General features: G+C 35.5%; 18 protein-coding genes and 4 tRNA genes. 21 read left to right on the forward strand and 1 reads right to left on the reverse strand.

Features of this window, described 5'->3' with window-relative positions; all coding sequences use genetic code 11:
- The first annotated feature begins 14 nt into the window (after positions 1–14).
- The 3 genes from IRZ80_RS06540 (at position 15) to IRZ80_RS06550 (ending at position 2,149) form a co-directional block, all read left to right on the forward strand.
- Positions 15–497, forward strand: a complete 483-nt coding sequence (locus IRZ80_RS06540) for a 3'-5' exonuclease (protein ID WP_194640756.1) — start codon at positions 15–17, stop codon at positions 495–497.
- Positions 498–598: 101 nt separating this feature from the next.
- Positions 599–1,870: a DUF2851 family protein gene (locus tag IRZ80_RS06545; protein WP_194640757.1), complete on the forward strand. Its 1,272-nt coding sequence runs from the start codon at positions 599–601 to the stop codon at positions 1,868–1,870.
- A gap of 51 nt (positions 1,871–1,921) precedes the next feature.
- Positions 1,922–2,149: a PspC family transcriptional regulator gene (locus IRZ80_RS06550; RefSeq protein ID WP_100841929.1), complete on the forward strand. Its 228-nt coding sequence runs from the start codon at positions 1,922–1,924 to the stop codon at positions 2,147–2,149.
- A gap of 76 nt (positions 2,150–2,225) precedes the next feature.
- Here the strand turns inward: IRZ80_RS06550 and IRZ80_RS06555 are convergent, their stop codons facing one another.
- Positions 2,226–3,704 carry an amino acid permease gene (locus tag IRZ80_RS06555; protein WP_194640758.1) on the reverse strand — a complete coding sequence of 493 codons (1,479 nt, stop codon included), beginning with the start codon at positions 3,702–3,704 and terminating at the stop codon, positions 2,226–2,228.
- A gap of 287 nt (positions 3,705–3,991) precedes the next feature.
- Between IRZ80_RS06555 and IRZ80_RS06560 the strand changes: the two genes are divergently transcribed.
- The 18 genes from IRZ80_RS06560 to rpoC all read left to right on the forward strand — a co-directional run bounded on the left by IRZ80_RS06560 (position 3,992) and on the right by rpoC (position 21,172).
- Positions 3,992–4,858, forward strand: coding sequence for a ComEA family DNA-binding protein (locus IRZ80_RS06560; RefSeq protein WP_228520825.1), 867 nt, complete (start codon positions 3,992–3,994; stop codon positions 4,856–4,858).
- Positions 4,859–4,875: 17 nt separating this feature from the next.
- Entirely contained in the window at positions 4,876–6,015 is a 1,140-nt protein-coding gene (locus IRZ80_RS06565; RefSeq protein ID WP_194640760.1) for an acyl-CoA dehydrogenase family protein, read from the forward strand.
- 167 nt (positions 6,016–6,182) lie between these two features.
- On the forward strand, positions 6,183–6,380 hold the full coding sequence (gene rpsU, locus IRZ80_RS06570; protein ID WP_115813444.1) for a 30S ribosomal protein S21: 198 nt from the start codon (positions 6,183–6,185) through the stop codon (positions 6,378–6,380).
- A 74-nt stretch (positions 6,381–6,454) separates the two neighbouring features.
- Entirely contained in the window at positions 6,455–7,354 is a 900-nt protein-coding gene (locus tag IRZ80_RS06575) for a tyrosine-type recombinase/integrase (protein ID WP_194640761.1), read from the forward strand.
- A gap of 34 nt (positions 7,355–7,388) precedes the next feature.
- The gene (hpf, locus tag IRZ80_RS06580; RefSeq protein WP_115813442.1) at positions 7,389–7,691 is read left to right on the forward strand and encodes a ribosome hibernation-promoting factor, HPF/YfiA family; all 303 of its coding nucleotides are present in this window, start codon (positions 7,389–7,391) and stop codon (positions 7,689–7,691) included.
- Between the two features lie 91 nt (positions 7,692–7,782).
- Positions 7,783–7,856, forward strand: a tRNA-Thr gene (locus tag IRZ80_RS06585).
- Between the two features lie 66 nt (positions 7,857–7,922).
- Positions 7,923–8,003 (forward strand) — tRNA-Tyr (locus IRZ80_RS06590).
- 61 nt (positions 8,004–8,064) lie between these two features.
- Positions 8,065–8,136: transfer RNA gene (locus tag IRZ80_RS06595), tRNA-Thr, on the forward strand.
- A gap of 54 nt (positions 8,137–8,190) precedes the next feature.
- Positions 8,191–9,378, forward strand: coding sequence for an elongation factor Tu (tuf, locus tag IRZ80_RS06600; protein WP_194640762.1), 1,188 nt, complete (start codon positions 8,191–8,193; stop codon positions 9,376–9,378).
- Between the two features lie 53 nt (positions 9,379–9,431).
- Positions 9,432–9,502: transfer RNA gene (locus IRZ80_RS06605), tRNA-Trp, on the forward strand.
- Positions 9,503–9,520: 18 nt separating this feature from the next.
- On the forward strand, positions 9,521–9,718 hold the full coding sequence (secE, locus tag IRZ80_RS06610) for a preprotein translocase subunit SecE (protein WP_194640763.1): 198 nt from the start codon (positions 9,521–9,523) through the stop codon (positions 9,716–9,718).
- Positions 9,719–9,727: 9 nt separating this feature from the next.
- Positions 9,728–10,279, forward strand: a complete 552-nt coding sequence (gene nusG / locus IRZ80_RS06615) for a transcription termination/antitermination protein NusG (protein WP_194640764.1) — start codon at positions 9,728–9,730, stop codon at positions 10,277–10,279.
- 66 nt (positions 10,280–10,345) lie between these two features.
- A complete protein-coding gene (rplK, locus tag IRZ80_RS06620) occupies positions 10,346–10,783 on the forward strand; it encodes a 50S ribosomal protein L11 (RefSeq protein ID WP_115813558.1) in 438 nt (145 codons plus the stop codon).
- 13 nt (positions 10,784–10,796) lie between these two features.
- Positions 10,797–11,486: a 50S ribosomal protein L1 gene (gene rplA, locus IRZ80_RS06625; RefSeq protein ID WP_194640765.1), complete on the forward strand. Its 690-nt coding sequence runs from the start codon at positions 10,797–10,799 to the stop codon at positions 11,484–11,486.
- A gap of 22 nt (positions 11,487–11,508) precedes the next feature.
- Positions 11,509–12,009, forward strand: coding sequence for a 50S ribosomal protein L10 (gene rplJ / locus IRZ80_RS06630; protein ID WP_194640766.1), 501 nt, complete (start codon positions 11,509–11,511; stop codon positions 12,007–12,009).
- A 95-nt stretch (positions 12,010–12,104) separates the two neighbouring features.
- Positions 12,105–12,476 carry a 50S ribosomal protein L7/L12 gene (gene rplL / locus IRZ80_RS06635; RefSeq protein WP_194640767.1) on the forward strand — a complete coding sequence of 124 codons (372 nt, stop codon included), beginning with the start codon at positions 12,105–12,107 and terminating at the stop codon, positions 12,474–12,476.
- A 279-nt stretch (positions 12,477–12,755) separates the two neighbouring features.
- Positions 12,756–16,568 (forward strand): DNA-directed RNA polymerase subunit beta, encoded by a 3,813-nt coding sequence (gene rpoB / locus IRZ80_RS06640; protein ID WP_194640768.1) that lies wholly within the window; start codon positions 12,756–12,758, stop codon positions 16,566–16,568.
- A 296-nt stretch (positions 16,569–16,864) separates the two neighbouring features.
- On the forward strand, positions 16,865–21,172 hold the full coding sequence (gene rpoC / locus IRZ80_RS06645) for a DNA-directed RNA polymerase subunit beta' (RefSeq protein WP_194640769.1): 4,308 nt from the start codon (positions 16,865–16,867) through the stop codon (positions 21,170–21,172).
- Positions 21,173–21,203: the final 31 nt, after the last annotated feature.

The raw sequence follows: 21,203 nt of genomic DNA on the forward strand, positions 1-21,203 counted from the left end.
AATTTTAAATTTCCATGACTTTTACGGCAATAGATTTTGAAACTGCAACTGCTTATCATCCATGTTCGGTTGGAATAGTAATGGTTGAAAACGGGGTGGTTGTTGATGAATTTGTAACTTTGATTAAGCCTCCAAATAACGAGTATAATCCGTTTACAATTAAAGTTCATGGTATTTCACCTAGAGATACCGCAAATGCCAAAACCTTTATCGAAGTTTTTCCCGAAATTCAAAAAAGGATTCAAAATAGAGTTGTAGTAGCACACAATGAAAGCTTCGATCGGAATGTTTTGATTAAATCAATGCTCCTGTATGGCTTGAACTACGAAGATTTAAATATTGGTTCGCGTTGGGAATGTACGGTGAAGATATATAAATCTAAAGGATTAAAACCAACAAAGCTTAGTGATTGCTGTCGTGTAATGAATATTAAGCTAAACCATCACGAGGCATTATCGGATGCCAGAGCTTGTGCTGAATTGTATTTATTGAAATAAACTCTTTCGGATTATCTTCGAAGCTGTCTTTTTTTAATTTTGTAAGACAAGTTGTTAGTTTTTTTTATTACTTTAGTTTAAAAGTCTAACAAATCTGAATTATGAAAGAAGATTTTCTCCACTACCTTTGGAAATTTAAAAAGTTTGATACTTTAAATCTAAAAACCTGCTGTCAGGAGGAAATCACAATTAGTAATTCGGGTCAATATCTCGAATTGGCAGGGCCTGATTTTTTTAATGCACAAATTACCATTGGAGATCAAAAATGGGCAGGAAATGTAGAAATTCATGTCAAATCATCTGATTGGTATATTCACCATCATGAAAGAGATTCAGGTTATGAAAATGTAATTTTGCATGTAGTCTGGGAACATGATTCTGAAATTTACAGAAGCAACAATTCCGAAATACCAGTTCTGGAACTTAAAAATTATGTTAGTTCAGAAACAGTAAATAGTTATCAAAAATTACTATCGCCAAAATCTTGGATTTTTTGCGAAAAGCAATTAAAGGAAATTCCTCAATTTACTTTAATTAATTGGCAGGAGCGTCTTTTTTTTGAGCGCTTGGAAAGAAAGTCAAAACCAATTTTGGAATTGCTGGAATTAACCAATAATGATTGGGAAGCGGTTTTGTTCTGTCTGTTGGCAAAGAATTTTGGTTTGAATACTAATGGTGAAATATTTCTCAAAATTGCTCAGTCAATTCCGTTTTCTGTAATCCGAAAAGAATGTTTTGAAGTAGAGAATCTCGAAGCATTATTGTTTGGTTCCGCAGGATTGATGGATAAAGAGAAAGAAGACGCCTATTTCAAGGATTTAAAATTCAGGTATTTTTATCTCCTTCATAAATATCAAATTGATAAAAACAGTATCGAGCCTGTACAGTTTTTTAAACATCGTCCTGATAATTTTCCCACGATCAGGCTTTCGCAATTAGCTGATTTATATCATAAACAGCAAAATTTATTTTCTAAAATATGCGAATTGAATTCACTTGAAGCTATATATGAAATTTTTGGTGTTTCGGCTACGTCCTATTGGCAGACTCATTATCAGTTTGACAAAGAAAGCCCCAAGAAAAAGAAAGCTTTAACAAAATCTTTCATTGATTTAATTATCCTAAATACTATTATTCCGCTTCAATTTGCTTATGCCAAAAGTCAGGGAAAAGAAGATTCGGAAGATTTGATTACTATGCTGAATAAAGTTGAGGCTGAAAAGAATTCAATCATGGAAAAATTTAGTTCCTTTGGATTAAAACCAAAAAATGCGTTTGAAACCCAATCATTATTACAGCTCAAAAATGAATACTGCAGTAAGAATAAATGTTTAGATTGCGCTATTGGGTTAGAATTATTGAAAAAATACTGATTTGCCGATTCGGAAATTTTGTATTTTTGTAAAAATCATAACTTAAAAAAAATGCGGGCAGTAATACGGTTGAAATTCTTTTTAGAAAAATATGGCTTTCATGTGTCATCACGTTTGGCAGATAAATTAGGGATGCGTGTAACAAACGTCCGCTTGTTTTTTATTTATATTTCTTTTGTAACTGCTGGTTTAGGATTTGGAGTTTATCTTACTTTGGCTTTTTGGATTAGATTGAAAGACTTAGTCCGTGCTAAACGAACTTCTGTTTTCGATTTGTAGAAAATTAATTCTAGAACATATAAAAAGGGTCATAAAGTATTTGCTTCATGACCCTTTTGTGATTTTATTTTAAATTTTATATTTCTGGATTGTTCAATTTACTGTTTTTCTTACCATAAGAAAAATAGAAAATGACGCCTATAGCCATCCATGCAAAAAGTCTCAGCCAATTTGTCCAGCCTAGACCGTACATCATAGCACAGCATACGAATACTCCCAAAAGGGGTACGAAAGGTACTAGCGGAGTTTTAAACTCTCTGATCATGTTTGGTTCTTTTTTTCTTAAAATAATAACAGAAATACATACAAGAACAAAAGCAAATAAAGTCCCAATACTTGTCATGTCTCCAACAATATCTCCTGGAACAAATGCTGCAAACGCTCCAACAATTAATAGAATTACTAGATTCGCTTTATAAGGAGTTTTGTATTTTGAATGCAGATCACTAAAAGCTTTTGGTAATAATCCATCTTTACCCATAGAGTAAAAAACTCTTGACTGTCCTAATAACATTACTAAAATAACGGATGAAAAACCTGCTAATATGGCAATAGTTACAAATTGTGCAAGCCAGTTATAACTTTCTCCCATAGCATGAATAATCGCATTGGCTACTGAAGCTTCTTTACCGCTGGTTCTAAAAAACTCAACTGGTTCAAGCCCTGTTAATACATGACCAAAAAGAATATATAAAATGGTACACACTGCTAAAGATCCTAAAATACCAATTGGCATATTTTTTTTAGGGTTAATCGTTTCTTGTGCAGCAGTACTCACAGCATCAAATCCTATGAAGGCAAAGAAAACCGTACCAGCTGCTCCTAATATTCCCATTATGCCTCCATAGGCGTGTCCTACACCGTGTTCATCAGTGAAAACATCTGTAGGAGGGATATAAGGTGTGTGGTTCGCTGGATTTATGAAATGCCATCCTACAACTATAATTAATATAACAATTAAAACCTTTACAACAACAATGATAGCATTTACAACTGCTGATTCATGTATTCCTTTTATCAATAGTAAGCTGATTACGGCAACTATAAAAAGAGCAGGTAAATTTACTAAACCATGTTCTCCTGTTACTGATGTTTGGAATGGCGAATGAGAATAGGCGTAAGGTATTGGATCCATATGCAGTACGTTTGTGAGTAAATTGTTTAAATATTCACTCCAGGCGATTCCTACGGTTGCAGCTCCCACTGCATATTCAAGAATTAAATCCCAGCCGATAATCCAAGCTAAAAATTCCCCCATAGTTGCGTATGTGTATGTATAAGCACTTCCGGAAATGGGGATAGAAGAAGAAAGTTCTGCGTAACACAATCCTGCTAATGCACAGCCTATAGCGGCAACAACAAAGGCAATTGTTACAGATGGGCCAGCACTTTGTGCCGCTGCGGTAGCTGTTCTTACAAACAATCCAGCTCCAATTATAGCACCTATACCTAATGCAATTAAAGACCAAGCGGTTAGTGTTCTTTTTAATCCTTTTTCAGAATCAGCTGCTTCTGCTAATAGTTGAGCTAATGGTTTTCTTTTCCAAATAGACATGGTTTATGGTTTAAATGTTATTAAGTTCCAAATGTATCGTTTTTTGTAAAAAATAAAAACAATTATCGTCTTTTAAGTTATAAAAACTTTAAGATTTGAAAAATAAGAGGTTTGGTTTTTGTTTATGTATTGATATTTAGTGTGTTGTCAATTAATTAAAGATGTAATAAATTGATATTATGAAATGTGTGAATTTGATGTTTTTCTTAATAAAATGATTTTTTTTATTTTAATTTAGATTTTAATAAAGACAAGAACATTATTCTGAAATGAATTCTAAACAACAAATGCAATATTTTAAGTTTACTAAGCAACAGCAAAAAGGGATTTATTTGCTTTTTGGAATTATTATTGTTTTGCAATTGGTTTATTATTTTGTGGATTTCAGTCCTATTCAAGAAAAGAATTCAGGTAAACAGCAATGGCTTTCTTTGCAGCCTGTTGTAGATTCTTTAAAATTGCATAAATCTAATGATAAGCCTGCTGTTTATCCTTTTAATCCAAACTTTATTTCTGATTATAAAGGTTACAAATTAGGTATGTCTGTAGCAGAAATTGATAGGCTTTTAGCTTTTAGAAAACAAAATAAGTTTGTTAATTCTGCCAAAGAATTTCAAGACGTAACAAAAGTTTCAGATTCATTATTAAATACAATAGCACCGTTTTTTAAATTCCCGGATTGGGTAAATAATAAAAAGAATAAAGCTGATTTTAAGAAATATCCAAATTCAGCTTTCGCCCAGAAAGAGAAAATAGTTCCTATCGATATAAATACCGCCACTCAGGATGATTTAATTAAGATTAATGGTATTGGCGAAGCAATATCACTAAGAATTTTGACTCAGAAAGAAAAGTTAGGGGCATTTGTATCAATGGAGCAGATGAAAGAAGTTTGGGGTTTGTCTCCAGAGGTGATTCTCAATTTAAACAAGTATTTTGCCATTACAAAACTCCCTGATTTAAATAAAGTAGATATTAATAATGCTTCGTTAAAAGAATTGTCTGCGTTTTTTTATTTTAAAAATGATCTCGCAAGACAGATTGTAAAATACAGGAGTATGAATGGTGATTTTAGGACTATTGAGGATTTGATAAAGATTAACAATTTTCCTGTTGATAAGGCAAAATATATTGCCTTATATTTGAACTTTTAATATAAATGATATTTATTATGAATTTTGATTATAACGAAACTCAATCTTTGATAGCGCAATCTATAAAAGATTTTGCCGAAAAAAATATAAGGCCTTATATAATGGAATGGGATGAGGCTCAGATTTTTCCAGCGCATCTTTTTAAAAAATTGGGCGAAATGGGTTTTATGGGGGTGTTGGTTCCTGTAGAATTAGGAGGCTCAGGATTGGGGTATCATGAATATATTACAATTGTAGAGGAGATTTCCAAAGTCGATCCGTCTATTGGTTTGTCAGTAGCTGCTCATAATTCATTATGTACTAATCATATTTTAACTTTTGGGAATGAAGAGCAGAAGAAAAAATGGATTCCAAAATTAGCATCAGGGGAGCATATAGGAGCATGGGGACTGACAGAGCATAATACAGGATCCGATGCCGGCGGAATGAATACTACAGCAGTTCGCGATGGTGATTTTTGGGTGGTAAACGGAGCAAAAAACTTTATTACTCATGCTATTTCAGGAGATATTGCAGTTGTGGTTGTGCGTACTGGGGAAAAAGGGGACTCAAAAGGAATGACAGCATTTGTTTTTGAAAAAGGAATGAAGGGTTTTGCATCAGGAAAAAAAGAGAATAAATTAGGCATGCGCGCCAGTGAAACTGCTGAATTGATTTTTGACAATTGCCGTATTCCGGATGCGAACAGATTGGGTGAAGTTGGGGGAGGATTTGTACAGGCAATGAAGGTTTTAGATGGAGGCCGTATCTCGATCGGTGCTTTGTCGCTAGGTATTGCTAAAGGCGCTTATCAAGCTGCTTTAAAATATTCTAAGGAAAGACATCAGTTTGGTCAGCCAATTTCTGACTTTCAGGCAATTTCATTCAAATTGGCTGATATGGCTACTGAAATTGAAGCTTCGGAATTGTTACTGCATAAAGCGGCTTTTTTAAAAGAACAGCAAAGGCCGGTTACTACATCAGGAGCAATGGCAAAAATGTATTCGTCAGAGGTTTGTGTAAAAATTGCTAATGACGCTGTCCAGATACACGGTGGCTACGGTTATACTAAGGATTATCCGGTAGAAAAATTTTATAGAGATTCCAAGTTATGTACCATTGGAGAAGGAACTACTGAGATTCAAAAATTGGTAATTTCTAGAAATTTATTGAAATAGTTAATGAGTGTTTGGCTGTGTACTTCATAATTGTGTGTTGCTTTTATTTTTTGTGAATCTGGGTTTGTGATCAAATTTAAAATGAATTCAAAAAAAGTAAAATAAAATGCTTTAGTTCTAAAATAATGTTTAATTTTGCGCACTTAACGAAAGGGGGTGATAAAATTATGTTAATTATACCAATTAAAGACGGAGAAAATATCGATAGAGCACTTAAGCGCTACAAAAGAAAATTCGATAAAACTGGAACTGTAAGACAATTAAGAGCACGTACTGCTTTCATTAAGCCGTCAGTTACAAATAGAATGAAATTCCAAAAAGCAGCTTATATTCAAGGATTAAGAGATAGTATTGAGAATATTTAATACTTAACTGCATTTTAAAATAAATTACCGTTAGTAATTAAAGTTTCTTAACTTTGATGCTAACGGTTTTTTTTATGACTACAAATAATAAAGATGCATTTAGAGATTATCTGCAGCTGGAAAAAAAATACTCTCCGCATACGGTAAATGCTTACTTAAATGATCTCTCTTTTTTTGAGGTTTTTAATAGGGAGTGTTTCGGTCAGGATACTATTGATCAGGTGAATTATAACCAGATTAGAAGCTGGATTGTTTTGCTTGTTGATGATGGTGTTTCTAATGTTACTGTGAATAGAAAAATTGCCTCCCTTAAAGCGTTTTATAAATTTCTATTAAAAATTAAACAGATTCAGGTTAGTCCTTTCTTGAAGCATAAGGCTTTAAAAACAGAAAAAAAACTTCAGATTCCTTTTTCGGAAAAAGAATTGGTTGAGGCTTTGTCTTGTAATTCAGCTCCTGAAGGATTTCAGGAGGTGAGGGATAGGCTTATTGTAGAATTGTTTTATACTGCCGGAATCCGAAGGGCAGAGCTAATCCAATTAAAACTTTCGAATGTGAATTTCGCGGCCGGTACTATAAAGGTGTTAGGGAAGAGGGATAAAGAGCGGATTCTGCCTGTTTTGGGTGTGGTTATGGAACAGTTAGTGTTGTATGTAAAGGAACGTTCTGTGTTGGAAAATATTGAGGATGAGGATTATCTTTTTCTAACAAAAAAAGGGTTAAAATTGAATGATTCTTTTGTGTATCGATTAATAAATTCATACTTTAGTAGTGTCTCCGAAAAGGTAAAAAAAAGTCCTCATATATTACGTCATACATTTGCGACTCATTTATTAAATAACGGAGCTGATTTGAATTCAGTAAAAGAATTATTGGGGCATTCCAGTTTGGCTTCTACACAGATTTATACTCATAGTAGTTTGAATGAACTTAAAAAGGTGTATAAAGAAGCGCATCCTAGGAATAGAAAATAATTCAAAAAGTGTTTAACTATTAAAAAGATAGATTATGAAGGTAAATGTTCATGCGGTTAACTTTACTGTTGACAAAAAGCTGGTAGATTTCGTTCAGGAAAGAATGGATAAGTTGGAAAAATATTATGACAGAGTTGTTTCTTCTGATGTTTTTTTGAAAGTTGAAAAGACAAGTGAAAAGGAAAATAAAAATGTTGAGATAAAGATTAATGTCCCCGGAGATGATTTTTTGGTTGAAAAACAATGTAAATCCTTTGAAGAAGCAGTCGAACAGGCAGCGGAATCTCTAGAGCGATTGCTTGTAAAACGTAAAGAAAAGTTAAGAACACATATTTAATTTAATTTTTTTTAAAAAAATGTTTTGATTAAAGGATAAAATATCTACATTTGCAGTCCGTTAGAAATAGCGGACTTTTTTTATTGAAATCGCCAGCGTAGCTCAGCTGGCTAGAGCAGCTGATTTGTAATCAGCAGGTCGTGGGTTCGAGTCCCTCCGCCGGCTCTTTTTTTGTTTCAAATGCGATTTGAAACGGGTTCTTTAAGGTATTGGAATTTTAATAAAAAAAAAGGGGAGATACTCAAGCGGCCAACGAGGGCAGACTGTAAATCTGCTGTGTGAACTTCGCAGGTTCGAATCCTGCTCTCCCCACAAAATGATTTGAGATTTAGAATTCTGAATTGAAAATTGTAAAATCCTTAACAGGGATTCTGCCGACTTAGCTCAGGGGTAGAGTGCTTCCTTGGTAAGGAAGAGGTCACGGGTTCAATTCCCGTAGTTGGCTCAAGTAAGTAGGAAATTGAAATAAATATATAAACTAGATTAAAAATTAAGTAAAATGGCAAAAGAAACCTTTAACCGTTCGAAACCGCACTTAAATATTGGTACGATCGGACACGTAGATCACGGTAAAACTACTTTAACAGCAGCAATCACAAAAGTGTTATCTGATGCTGGTTACTGTCAAGCAAAATCATTTGATCAAATTGATAATGCCCCTGAAGAAAAAGAAAGAGGTATTACTATTAATACATCACACGTTGAGTACGAAACTGCTAACCGTCACTACGCACACGTTGACTGTCCAGGTCACGCGGATTACGTAAAGAACATGGTTACTGGTGCTGCTCAAATGGATGGTGCTATTCTTGTTGTAGCTGCAACTGACGGACCAATGCCACAAACACGTGAGCACATCCTTTTAGGACGTCAGGTAGGTATTCCTAGAATTGTTGTTTTCATGAACAAAGTGGATATGGTTGATGATGCTGAGTTGTTAGAGCTTGTTGAAATGGAAATTAGAGATTTATTATCTTTCTATGAGTACGATGGAGACAACTGTCCAGTTATTCAAGGTTCTGCTTTAGGTGGTTTGAATAATGATGCTGCATGGGTTCCTAAAATTATTGAATTAATGGAAGCTGTTGATGCTTGGATCGAAGAGCCAGTTCGTGACGTTGCTAAACCATTCTTGATGCCGGTTGAAGACGTATTTACAATTACAGGTCGTGGAACTGTTGCTACAGGTCGTATCGAAACTGGAGTTGCTAATACTGGAGATCCAGTTGAAATCATTGGTATGGGAGCTGAGAAATTGACTTCTACTATCACTGGAGTTGAGATGTTCCGTAAAATCCTTGACAGAGGTGAAGCTGGAGATAACGTAGGTTTATTGTTGAGAGGTATTGATAAAGAATCTATCAAAAGAGGAATGGTTATCATTAAGCCAGGATCTGTTAAGCCACACGCTACTTTCAAAGCTGAGGTGTATATCTTGAAAAAAGAAGAAGGTGGACGTCATACTCCATTCCACAATAACTACCGTCCGCAATTCTATGTACGTACAACTGACGTAACAGGAATCATTACTTTACCAGAAGGTGTAGAGATGGTAATGCCAGGTGATAACTTAACTATCAATGTTACTTTATTAAGCCCAATCGCTATGAGCGTAGGTTTACGTTTCGCTATCCGTGAAGGTGGTAGAACAGTAGGTGCAGGTCAGGTAACTGAAATTGTAGCTTAATACTATATAAATTTACCAAGCCAGTGTCGTTTAGACGGCACTGGTTTATAACTACGGGCGTAGTTCAAGGGTAGAATAGCGGTCTCCAAAACCGTTGATGGGGGTTCGAATCCCTCCGCCCGTGCAAAATAAACTAATCACTATGACAAAAGTTGTTAATTACATATCGGAATCATTTGAGGAATTAAAATCAAATGTGACTTGGCCGGAATGGGCTGAGATACAGCGTCTTACTATTGTTGTAGCAGTGTTTTCCGTGGTATTTGCTTTGGCAACATGGGGAACTGATGAAGTGTGTGCAAAAACATTGGCTGTATTTTTTAACTGGATTAAAGCGTAATTTTTTGTAATGGCCGATAATAATATAAAAAAGTGGTATGTCGTTCGTGCGGTTAGCGGGCAAGAAAATAAAGTGAAAGCTTATATCGAAACAGAAATAGCTCGTTTAGGAATGAGTGATTATGTCTCGCAGGTTCTTGTGCCTACTGAAAAAGTAGTTACTGTAAAAGAAGGTAAAAAATTATCAAAAGATAAAGTTTATTTTCCAGGTTATGTTATGTTGGAAGCCAATCTTGTTGGGGAAATTCCTCATATTATTAAGTCTATCACAAGTGTTATTGGCTTTTTGGGTGAAACCAAAGGCGGTGAGCCGGTTCCATTAAGAATGTCAGAAGTGAATAGAATGTTAGGTAAAGTTGATGAGTTAGCTGTAAACACAGATACTCGTTCAATTCCTTTCAGCTTGGGTGAAACTATTAAAGTGATCGATGGTCCTTTTAATGGCTTTAATGGTACAGTTGAAAAAATAAATGAAGAAAAGCGTAAACTTGAAGTAATGGTGAAAATTTTCGGAAGAAAAACACCTTTGGAATTGAGTTTCATGCAGGTTGAAAAAGTATAATTTTTGTTACATCTATAATAACCACTGCAATCGCTTCCTATGATTGTGGTGTTAAATTTTTTAAAAATGGCTAAAGAAATTAGTAAGGTAGTTAAACTACAAGTTAAGGGAGGTGCTGCGAACCCGTCGCCACCGGTTGGACCTGCTTTAGGAGCTGCTGGGGTAAACATCATGGAGTTTTGTAAGCAGTTTAATGCTAGAACTCAGGATAAACCTGGCAAAATTTGTCCAGTGCAAATCACTGTGTACAAAGACAAATCATTTGATTTTGTTGTTAAGACTCCTCCAGCTGCAGTACAGTTAATGGAAGCAGCAAAGCTAAAGTCCGGATCAGGTGAACCAAATCGTAAAAAAGTAGCTAGCGTTACTTGGGATGTTATCAAGGCAATTGCTGAAGATAAAATGGTAGATTTAAATGCATTCACAATCGAATCTGCTATGAGCATGATTGCTGGAACAGCTAGATCTATGGGTATAACTGTATCAGGAGATTCTCCTTTTTAATTAAGAGAAAGACATGGCAAAATTGACAAAAAAGCAAAAAGAGGCTGCTTCAAAAATTGAAAAGAACAAATTATACTCTTTAAAAGATGCTGCTGCATTACTTAAAGTTGTTGCTTCTGCAAAATTTGATGAGTCTGTTGATATCGCAGTTCGTTTGGGTGTTGATCCAAGAAAAGCGAATCAAATGGTGAGAGGTGTAGTAACATTGCCTCACGGAACAGGTAAAGATGTAAAAGTATTGGCATTGGTTACTCCAGATAAAGAAGCGGAAGCTAAAGAAGCAGGAGCAGATCATGTTGGTCTTGATGATTACCTGCAAAAAATTAAAGACGGTTGGACAGATGTTGATGTAATTATCACTATGCCTGCTGTTATGGGTAAATTAGGTCCATTAGGCCGTATTTTAGGCCCTAGAGGTTTAATGCCAAACCCTAAAACAGGTACTGTAACTATGGATGTTGCAAAAGCTGTTGCAGAGGTAAAAGCTGGTAAAATTGACTTTAAAGTTGATAAAACTGGTATCGTTCATGCAGGAATTGGTAAAGTTTCTTTTGGAGCTGAGCAAATTGTTGACAACGCACACGAAATTATTCAAACATTAATCAAACTTAAACCAACTGCTGCTAAAGGTACATACATTAAAGGTATTCACCTTACAAGCACAATGAGTCCTGCTATTGCATTGGATCCAAAAGCAGTATAATTGGTAGTTAATAATTTTTAGTATGACTAGAGAAGAAAAATCAATCGCGATTGAAGATTTAACTGCACAGTTAGCTGGTACAAACATCATTTATGTATCTGATATTTCTGGATTAGACGCAGAAACAACTTCAAACTTGAGAAGAGCTTGTTTTAAAGCAGGTGTTAAATTAGAGGTAGTAAAAAACACTTTGCTTGCAAAAGCAATGGAAGCTTCAGATAATGACTATGGAGATTTACCTTCTGTTTTGGCAGGTAACAGTGCTATATTCATTGCTGATGTTGCAAATGCACCTGGAAAAATTATCAAAGATTTTAGAAAAAAATCAGCAAAACCTGTATTGAAAGGGGCTTATATCAATTCTGAAATTTACCTTGGTGATGACCAATTAGATGCATTAGCAACTATTAAATCTAAAGAAGAGCTTATCGGTGAAATCATTGGATTATTACAATCACCAGCTCAAAGAGTTATTTCTGCTTTACAAAACCAATTTGCTGGCAGCGAAGAGGCTGAAGCTTAATACTCAAAATGAGGAAATTTATTTCCTTGTTGCTTAAAATAGCGCACAATAAATAAATTATATTTTTACAAATCATTTTAAAAAAGATAGAAAAAATGGCAGATTTGAAACAATTCGCAGAGCAATTAGTTAACCTTACAGTTAAAGAAGTTAACGAATTAGCAACAATATTGAAAGATGAGTACGGTATCGAACCAGCTGCTGCAGCTGTAGTAGTTGCTGCTGGTGGTAGTGAAGGTGATGCTGTAGAAGCTCAAACAGAATTTACAGTTGTATTGAAAGAGGCTGGAGCTTCTAAATTAGCTGTTGTAAAATTAGTTAAAGAACTTACAGGTTTAGGTTTGAAAGAAGCTAAAGATGTAGTTGACGGTGCTCCAAGCAACGTTAAAGAAGGTGTAACTAAAGAAGAGGCTGAAGGTCTTAAAAAATCTTTAGAAGAAGCTGGTGCAGTTGTTGAGTTAAAATAACAAAACCCCAGTTTAAAAGTAGGTTTAGACCTTGGACAGAAACGTCCAACGGTCTAAACCATTTTTCGTATAATAAAATTATATCAAGTTTTATTATAAAATAGTTTAGAATACGAAAAAGTTTTTGATCAATACGAAGAAAGAAAATTTACAATGTTTTTTATTTGTTGGTTTTTAAAGATGTATTGATTACAAAAAGAAAGTATAGATTGTTTTATAAATTGAACAGTGTTTTTACACACAAAAATTACTTTTTTTTAATCAAAATTTTGTCCATTGATGATAACAAATCAGACTGAAAGATTGAATTTTGCCTCAACCAAAAACATACCTCAATATCCAGATTTCTTAGATGTTCAGGTTAAATCGTTTAAAGATTTTTTTCAATTAGAAACTAAATCAGACGAAAGAGGCGACGAAGGGTTGTACAATACCTTCATGGAAAACTTTCCAATTACAGACACAAGAAACAACTTTGTATTAGAATTCCTTGATTACTTTGTAGATCCGCCACGTTACACCATTCAAGAATGTATAGAAAGAGGTCTTACGTATAGTGTGCCTTTAAAAGCTAGGTTAAAACTATATTGTACCGATCCTGAACACGAAGATTTTGAAACTATTGTACAAGATGTTTATCTTGGAACAATACCTTACATGACACCAAGTGGTACTTTTGTTATCAATGGAGCAGAGCGAGTTGTGGTTTCACAATTACACCGTTCTCCAGGTGTTTTCTTTGGGCAGTCATTCCATGCAAATGGAACAAAATTATATTCTGCGAGAGTTATTCCTTTTAAGGGATCTTGGATAGAATTTTCTACCGATATCAACAGCGTAATGTACGCGTATATCGATAGAAAGAAAAAATTACCTGTTACAACTTTATTCCGTGCTATTGGTTTCGAAAGAGATAAGGACATCCTTGAAATTTTTGACCTTGCTGAAGAAATTAAAGTGTCAAAAACTGGTCTTAAAAAATATATTGGTAGAAAACTTGCTGCACGTGTTTTGAACACATGGCATGAAGATTTCGTTGATGAGGATACTGGAGAGGTGGTTTCAATCGAGCGTAATGAGATTATTCTTGATCGTGATACTATTATCGACAAAGATAATGTTGAAGAAATCATCGATTCAAACGTTAAATCTATTTTGTTGCACAAAGAAGATAATAACGCTGTTGATTATTCCATCATCCACAATACATTACAAAAAGATCCAACAAACTCTGAAAAAGAAGCTGTTGAGCATATCTACAGACAATTGCGTAACGCAGAACCGCCTGATGAAGAAACTGCTCGTGGTATTATTGATAAATTATTCTTCTCTGACCAACGTTATAACTTAGGTGAAGTAGGTCGTTACAGAATTAATAAAAAACTTGGTCTTGATACTCCAATGGAAAAGCAAGTGCTTACCAAAGAAGATATCATTACTATTGTTAAATATTTGATCGAATTGATCAACTCAAAAGCTGAGATTGATGATATCGACCACTTGTCAAACCGTCGTGTTAGAACAGTTGGAGAACAATTGTCTCAACAGTTTGGTGTTGGTTTGGCTCGTATGGCAAGAACCATTCGTGAGAGAATGAACGTTAGAGATAACGAGGTGTTTACACCAATTGATTTGATCAATGCTAAAACATTATCATCAGTTATCAACTCTTTCTTTGGGACAAACCAGTTATCTCAATTTATGGATCAAACGAATCCATTGGCTGAGATTACACACAAAAGAAGATTATCTGCACTTGGGCCAGGTGGACTTTCGAGAGAGAGAGCTGGATTTGAGGTTCGTGACGTTCACTATACGCACTACGGACGTTTATGTCCGATTGAAACTCCTGAGGGGCCAAACATTGGTTTGATTTCTTCTCTTGGTGTTTATGCTAAAGTAAACGGAATGGGTTTCATTGAAACACCTTACCGTAAAGTAAATAATGGTGTTGTAGATTTAGAGTCTACACCTATATATTTAAGTGCTGAAGAAGAAGAAGGAATGTTAATCGCTCAGGCGAACATTAAAATGGAAGATTCAGGTAAAATTACTGCCGAGAACGTAATTGCGCGTCAAGAAGGTGACTTTCCTGTAATTGATCCTTCTCAAGTGGATTATACAGACGTTGCGCCAAACCAGATTGCTTCGATTTCTGCATCTTTGATTCCTTTCTTGGAGCATGATGATGCGAACCGTGCATTGATGGGATCTAACATGATGCGTCAGGCCGTACCATTGATACGTCCTGAAGCTCCGATTGTTGGAACTGGTTTAGAGCGTCAAGTCGCTTCAGATTCTAGAGTATTGATTAATGCTGAAGGACATGGAGTTGTAGAATACGTTGATGCTAATATCATTACTATCAAATATGATCGTTCTGAGGAAGAAAGAATGGTAAGTTTTGATGCTGATGAAAAAACATACAACTTAATTAAATTTAGAAAAACCAATCAAGGAACAAGTATTAACCTTAAACCTATCGTAAGAAAAGGTGACAGAGTAATTCCTGGTCAAGTATTGTCTGAAGGATATGCTACTCAAAATGGAGAATTAGCTTTAGGTAGAAACCTTAAAGTTGCGTTTATGCCATGGAAAGGGTACAACTTCGAGGATGCGATTGTGATTTCTGAAAAAGTAGTTCGTGACGATATCTTTACCTCAATCCACGTAGACGATTACTCATTAGAGGTAAGAGATACTAAATTAGGTAACGAAGAGTTAACGAATGATATACCAAACGTTTCTGAAGAAGCTACTAAAGATTTGGATGAAAACGGTATGATCAGAATTGGAGCCGAGGTTAAGCCTGGTGATATTCTTATCGGTAAAATCACTCCAAAAGGAGAATCAGATCCTACTCCTGAAGAGAAATTGCTTCGTGCAATCTTTGGTGATAAAGCAGGTGATGTAAAAGATGCTTCATTGAAAGCTTCTCCTTCTTTACATGGTGTAGTTTTAGATAAAAAATTATTTGCAAGGGCGGTAAAAGACAAACGTAAACGTACTCAGGACAAAGATGCTTTAGGAGCTCTTGAAATGGAGTTCGAAGTGAAGTTTGTTGAGCTTAAGGATAGATTGATTGAGAAACTTTTTAATATCGTAAACGGAAAAACTTCTCAAGGTGTAATGAATGATTTGGGTGAAGAAGTTTTGCCAAAAGGTAAAAAATATACTCAAAAAATGCTTTATGCTGTTGAAGATTTTGCTCACTTAAGTAAAGGTCAATGGGTTGCTGATGATGCAACAAATACTATGGTTAATGATTTGATTCATAACTATAAAATCAAATTGAACGATTTACAAGGGGCTTTGCGTAGAGAGAAATTTACAATTACTGTTGGAGATGAATTGCCATCAGGAATCTTGAAATTAGCTAAAGTTTATATCGCTAAGAAACGTAAGTTGAAAGTAGGGGATAAAATGGCAGGTCGTCACGGTAACAAAGGTATTGTTGCTCGTATCGTACGTCATGAAGATATGCCTTTCTTGGAAGACGGAACACCAGTTGATATCGTGTTGAACCCGCTTGGGGTACCTTCGCGTATGAACATCGGGCAAATTTATGAGACAGTATTAGGATGGGCTGGTATGAATTTGGGTAGAAAATTTGCTACTCCAATTTTTGACGGTGCTTCTTTAGACGAGATCAATGCTTTGACTGATGAAGCTGGAGTGCCACGTTTTGGACATACTCACCTTTATGATGGAGGTACTGGAGAGCGTTTCCATCAGGCAGCAACCGTTGGAGTTATCTATATGCTGAAATTAGGACACATGGTTGATGATAAGATGCACGCACGTTCTATCGGTCCATACTCGTTAATTACACAACAGCCACTTGGAGGTAAAGCTCAATTTGGAGGTCAGCGTTTTGGAGAGATGGAGGTTTGGGCACTTGAGGCTTATGGAGCATCAAGTACGCTGCGTGAAATCTTGACTGTTAAATCTGATGATGTTATTGGTAGAGCCAAAACTTACGAAGCAATCGTAAAAGGTGAAACTATGCCGGAACCAGGATTACCTGAATCATTCAATGTATTAATGCATGAATTGAAAGGTCTTGGTCTTGACCTTCGCTTAGAAGAATAAATTATTCAAAGTAGAGACGTAGCATTGCTACGTCTCTATTTAAATTTCATAAGAGTTTTTAAGGATTTAGCCCCGTAACCCGTTCCGATTTTTTATAAAATTTCAAAAGATTTTATAACTAGCACTTCAAATTTGAGTTTGAAGTTTAGAGAAGTAATCCGAGGTAGTTTTTAAGTCGAAAGTTTAAAGGTACAAAGTCTAAAGTCATTCGTGGCTTTAAAAACTTTATGATATTTGACTTTAAGATTAAAAACAAGAATCAATTTTTAATTGCAAATAAATCAATAGTAAAAACTATGATAAATAACAGAAATAATAAAGAAAAGAATACTGTAAAAAGATTCGATAAAATTTCGATAGGATTAGCTTCTCCAGAATCTATCTTGAAAGAATCAAGAGGTGAAGTATTGAAACCTGAGACTATCAACTATAGAACTCACAAACCTGAGCGTGATGGGCTTTTCTGTGAAAGAATCTTCGGACCTGTAAAAGATTTCGAATGTGCTTGCGGAAAATATAAAAGAATACGTTACAAAGGTATCATCTGCGACCGTTGTGGTGTAGAAGTTACTGAGAAAAAAGTACGTCGTGATAGAGTTGGACATATCAACCTTGTTGTGCCAATTGCTCACATCTGGTACTTCCGTTCTCTTCCTAACAAAATTGGTTATATCCTTGGTCTTCCATCTAAGAAATTAGATATGATTATTTACTACGAAAGATACGTAGTAATCCAAGCTGGTATTGCTAAAAATGCAGATGGGGAATCAATACAAAGATTAGATTTCTTGACAGAAGAAGAATATTTGAACATTTTAGATACTCTTCCTGCTGATAATCAATATTTAGATGATTTTGATCCAAATAAATTTGTTGCCAAAATGGGAGCAGAGTGTATTATGGATTTATTAGCGCGTATTGATCTTGACGAATTATCATACGATTTAAGACATAAAGCTAATAACGAAACATCTAAACAGCGTAAAACTGAGGCGTTAAAGAGACTACAGGTTGTAGAATCTTTCCGTGAATCTACATTGAACAGAGAGAATCGTCCTGAGTGGATGATCATGAAAGTGATTCCAGTTATTCCACCAGAATTACGTCCTCTTGTGCCTCTTGATGGTGGTCGTTTTGCAACTTCGGATTTGAATGACTTATATCGTCGTGTAATCATCCGTAACAACCGTTTGAAAAGATTAATCGAGATTAAAGCTCCTGAAGTAATCCTTCGTAACGAAAAACGTATGCTGCAGGAATCTGTAGATTCACTTTTCGATAATACTCGTAAAGCTTCAGCAGTAAAAACGGAATCAAACAGACCATTAAAATCATTGTCTGATTCGTTAAAAGGTAAACAAGGACGTTTCCGTCAAAACTTACTTGGAAAACGTGTGGATTATTCTGCTCGTTCGGTAATTGTTGTTGGACCTGAGATGAAATTGTTTGAGTGCGGTCTGCCAAAAGATATGGCTGCTGAGTTATACAAACCTTTTGTCATCCGTAAATTGATAGAAAGAGGAATTGTAAAAACAGTAAAATCTGCTAAGAAAATAATTGATAAGAAAGAGCCTGTAGTTTGGGATATTCTTGAAAATGTAATCAAAGGACATCCAGTATTACTGAATCGTGCTCCTACTTTGCACAGATTAGGTATCCAAGCGTTCCAGCCAAAATTGATTGAAGGAAAAGCGATTCAATTGCACCCATTAGTATGTACGGCGTTCAACGCGGATTTTGACGGGGATCAGATGGCGGTTCACCTGCCATTAGGACCAGAGGCTATTTTGGAAGCTCAATTGTTAATGCTGGCTTCTCACAATATCTTGAACCCTGCAAATGGTGCGCCAATTACTGTACCATCTCAGGACATGGTTTTGGGTCTTTATTATATGACCAAAGAGCGTTTGTCAACACCTGAGAAGACTATTTTGGGAGAAGGAATTACATTCTATTCTGCTGAAGAGGTCAATATTGCATTGAACGAAGGAAGATTAGAATTGAATGCTCGTGTGAAAATTAGAGCAAAAGATTTTAACGAGGCTGGAGAGTTAGTGTATCAAATTATCCAGACAACCGCTGGACGTGTATTATTTAATGAAGTAGTACCTGAAGCAGCTGGATATATCAATGACGTATTGACTAAGAAAAACTTAAGAGATATTATCGGGCACGTATTGAGTTCGACTAGTGTACCTGAAACAGCAGCTTTCTTGGATGATATGAAAAACATGGGTTATAAATTTGCATTCAAAGGAGGATTATCATTCTCGCTTGGTGATATTAGAATCCCAGAACAAAAACCAAAATTGATTGCAGATGCCAGAGAGCAAGTGGAAGGTATTTCTGCTAACTATAATATGGGTCTTATTACCAATAACGAGCGTTACAACCAAGTTATTGACGTATGGACTTCAGCAAATGCTCAATTGACAGAGCTGGCAATGAAAAACATTAGAGAAGATCAGCAAGGTTTCAACTCTGTGTATATGATGCTTGACTCTGGGGCGAGGGGTTCTAAAGAACAGATTCGTCAGTTAACTGGTATGCGTGGTTTGATGGCTAAACCTAAAAAATCTACTGCTGGTGGTGGTGAAATTATTGAAAACCCGATTCTTTCTAACTTTAAAGAAGGTCTTTCGATTCTTGAGTACTTTATCTCTACTCACGGTGCTCGTAAAGGTCTTGCGGATACGGCTCTTAAAACGGCTGATGCCGGATACTTGACCAGAAGATTACATGACGTTTCTCAAGATGTTATTGTTAATCTTGAGGATTGCGGTACTCTTAGAGGTATTGAAGTTTCTGCATTGAAGAAAAATGAGGAGATCGTTGAATCATTAGGAGAAAGAATTTTAGGACGTGTTGCATTGCAGGACGTAATTAATCCATTAACAAGTGAGATTTTAGTACATGCTGGTGAGCAGATTACTGAAGCATTAGTGAAAGGTATCGAGGCTTCTCCAGTTGAGAAAGTTGAAGTACGTTCTCCATTGGTTTGTGAGGCTACTAAAGGTATCTGTGCTAAATGTTATGGTAGAAACTTGGCAACTGGTAAAATGACTCAAAGAGGAGAGGCTGTTGGTGTAATCGCTGCACAGTCAATTGGAGAGCCTGGTACACAGTTGACACTGCGTACTTTCCACGTTGGAGGGGTTGCAGGAGGTATTTCTGAAGAATCTAGTATTATCACTCGTTTTGCTGGTAAACTGGAAATTGAAGATTTAAAAACTGTAAAAGGTGAAGACGGAGAAGGTAATGCAGTTGATATTGTAGTTTCTCGTTCTACAGAGTTAAAATTAATTGACGAAAAAACAGGTATTTTATTAAGTACACATAATATTCCTTACGGTTCAAGTATTTTTGTTAATGATGGTGAATCAGTAGAAAAAGGAACTGTAATCTGTAAGTGGGATCCATATAACGGGGTTATTGTTTCTGAGTTTACGGGTAAAATTGCTTACGAAGATTTAGAGCAGGGGCAATCGTTCATGGTTGAGATCGATGAGCAGACTGGTTTCCAGGAAAAAGTAATCTCTGAGGCTAGAAATAAAAAATTAATTCCTACTTTATTGGTTTACGGTAAAGAAGGTGAATTAATCCGTTCTTATAACTTACCGGTAGGTGCCCACTTGATGGTTGAAAACGGAGAGAAAATTAAAGCTGGTAAAGTTTTAGTTAAAATTCCTCGCCGTTCTTCTAAATCTGGGGATATTACAGGAGGTTTACCTAGAATTACAGAGTTGTTAGAGGCTCGTAATCCTTCAAACCCAGCTGTAGTTTCTGAGATTGATGGTGTTGTTTCTTTCGGAAAAATTAAAAGAGGTAACCGTGAAATCGTTATTGAGTCTAAATTTGGTGACGTTAGAAAATATTTGGTTAAATTATCAAGCCAGATTTTAGTTCAGGAAAATGACTTCGTAAGAGCTGGGTCTCCATTGTCTGATGGTGCTATTACACCGGATGATATCTTGAGAATTCAAGGGCCATCTGCTGTTCAGCAGTATTTGGTAAATGAAATTCAGGAGGTATACCGTCTTCAAGGGGTAAAAATCAACGATAAGCACTTTGAAGTAGTAATACGTCAAATGATGCGTAAAGTTAGAGTTGAAGATCCAGGAGACACTTTGTTCTTAGAAGATCAATTAATTCATACTAAAGATTTTATCGTTGAAAATGATAAATTATATGGTATGAAAGTGGTTGAAGATGCTGGAGATTCAAGTGTTTTAAAACCAGGTCAGATTATAACACCGCGTCAGCTGCGTGATGAAAATTCATTATTGAAACGTACTGACAAAAATCTTGTTGCTGCACGTGACGTAATTACGGCTACTGCAACACCGGTTTTACAAGGTATTACTAGAGCTTCTCTTCAGACTAAATCATTTATTTCTGCTGCTTCTTTCCAAGAAACAACAAAAGTATTAAACGAAGCTGCTGTTGCAGGTAAAGTGGATTTATTAGAAGGATTGAAAGAGAATGTAATTGTTGGACATAGAATCCCTGCCGGTACTGGTATGAGAGAATATGATAATGCAATTGTAGGATCTAGAGAAGACTATAATGATATGATGGCAAATAAAGAAGAGTATATTTATTAATTCTTTCATCAATGTTCTCTCTCTGTGAATG

The organism is Flavobacterium sp. HJJ, assembly GCF_015351475.1.
Classification (GTDB): domain Bacteria; phylum Bacteroidota; class Bacteroidia; order Flavobacteriales; family Flavobacteriaceae; genus Flavobacterium; species Flavobacterium marginilacus.

What these genes read in the sequence shown, in the direction of transcription:
- rpoB (WP_194640768.1), top strand. Translation starts at nt 12,756, where the DNA reads ATGATAACAAATCAGACTGAAAGATTGAATTTTGCCTCAACCAAAAAC.
- IRZ80_RS06545 (WP_194640757.1), top strand. Translation starts at nt 599, where the DNA reads ATGAAAGAAGATTTTCTCCACTACCTTTGGAAATTTAAAAAGTTTGAT.
- hpf (WP_115813442.1), top strand. Translation starts at nt 7,389, where the DNA reads ATGAAGGTAAATGTTCATGCGGTTAACTTTACTGTTGACAAAAAGCTG.
- IRZ80_RS06560 (WP_228520825.1), top strand. Translation starts at nt 3,992, where the DNA reads ATGCAATATTTTAAGTTTACTAAGCAACAGCAAAAAGGGATTTATTTG.
- rpoC (WP_194640769.1), top strand. Translation starts at nt 16,865, where the DNA reads ATGATAAATAACAGAAATAATAAAGAAAAGAATACTGTAAAAAGATTC.
- rplA (WP_194640765.1), top strand. Translation starts at nt 10,797, where the DNA reads ATGGCAAAATTGACAAAAAAGCAAAAAGAGGCTGCTTCAAAAATTGAA.
- IRZ80_RS06565 (WP_194640760.1), top strand. Translation starts at nt 4,876, where the DNA reads ATGAATTTTGATTATAACGAAACTCAATCTTTGATAGCGCAATCTATA.
- IRZ80_RS06555 (WP_194640758.1), bottom strand. Translation starts at nt 3,704, where the DNA reads ATGTCTATTTGGAAAAGAAAACCATTAGCTCAACTATTAGCAGAAGCA.
- rpsU (WP_115813444.1), top strand. Translation starts at nt 6,183, where the DNA reads ATGTTAATTATACCAATTAAAGACGGAGAAAATATCGATAGAGCACTT.
- rplK (WP_115813558.1), top strand. Translation starts at nt 10,346, where the DNA reads ATGGCTAAAGAAATTAGTAAGGTAGTTAAACTACAAGTTAAGGGAGGT.
- IRZ80_RS06575 (WP_194640761.1), top strand. Translation starts at nt 6,455, where the DNA reads ATGACTACAAATAATAAAGATGCATTTAGAGATTATCTGCAGCTGGAA.
- rplL (WP_194640767.1), top strand. Translation starts at nt 12,105, where the DNA reads ATGGCAGATTTGAAACAATTCGCAGAGCAATTAGTTAACCTTACAGTT.
- nusG (WP_194640764.1), top strand. Translation starts at nt 9,728, where the DNA reads ATGGCCGATAATAATATAAAAAAGTGGTATGTCGTTCGTGCGGTTAGC.
- rplJ (WP_194640766.1), top strand. Translation starts at nt 11,509, where the DNA reads ATGACTAGAGAAGAAAAATCAATCGCGATTGAAGATTTAACTGCACAG.
- secE (WP_194640763.1), top strand. Translation starts at nt 9,521, where the DNA reads ATGACAAAAGTTGTTAATTACATATCGGAATCATTTGAGGAATTAAAA.
- tuf (WP_194640762.1), top strand. Translation starts at nt 8,191, where the DNA reads ATGGCAAAAGAAACCTTTAACCGTTCGAAACCGCACTTAAATATTGGT.
- IRZ80_RS06550 (WP_100841929.1), top strand. Translation starts at nt 1,922, where the DNA reads ATGCGGGCAGTAATACGGTTGAAATTCTTTTTAGAAAAATATGGCTTT.
- IRZ80_RS06540 (WP_194640756.1), top strand. Translation starts at nt 15, where the DNA reads ATGACTTTTACGGCAATAGATTTTGAAACTGCAACTGCTTATCATCCA.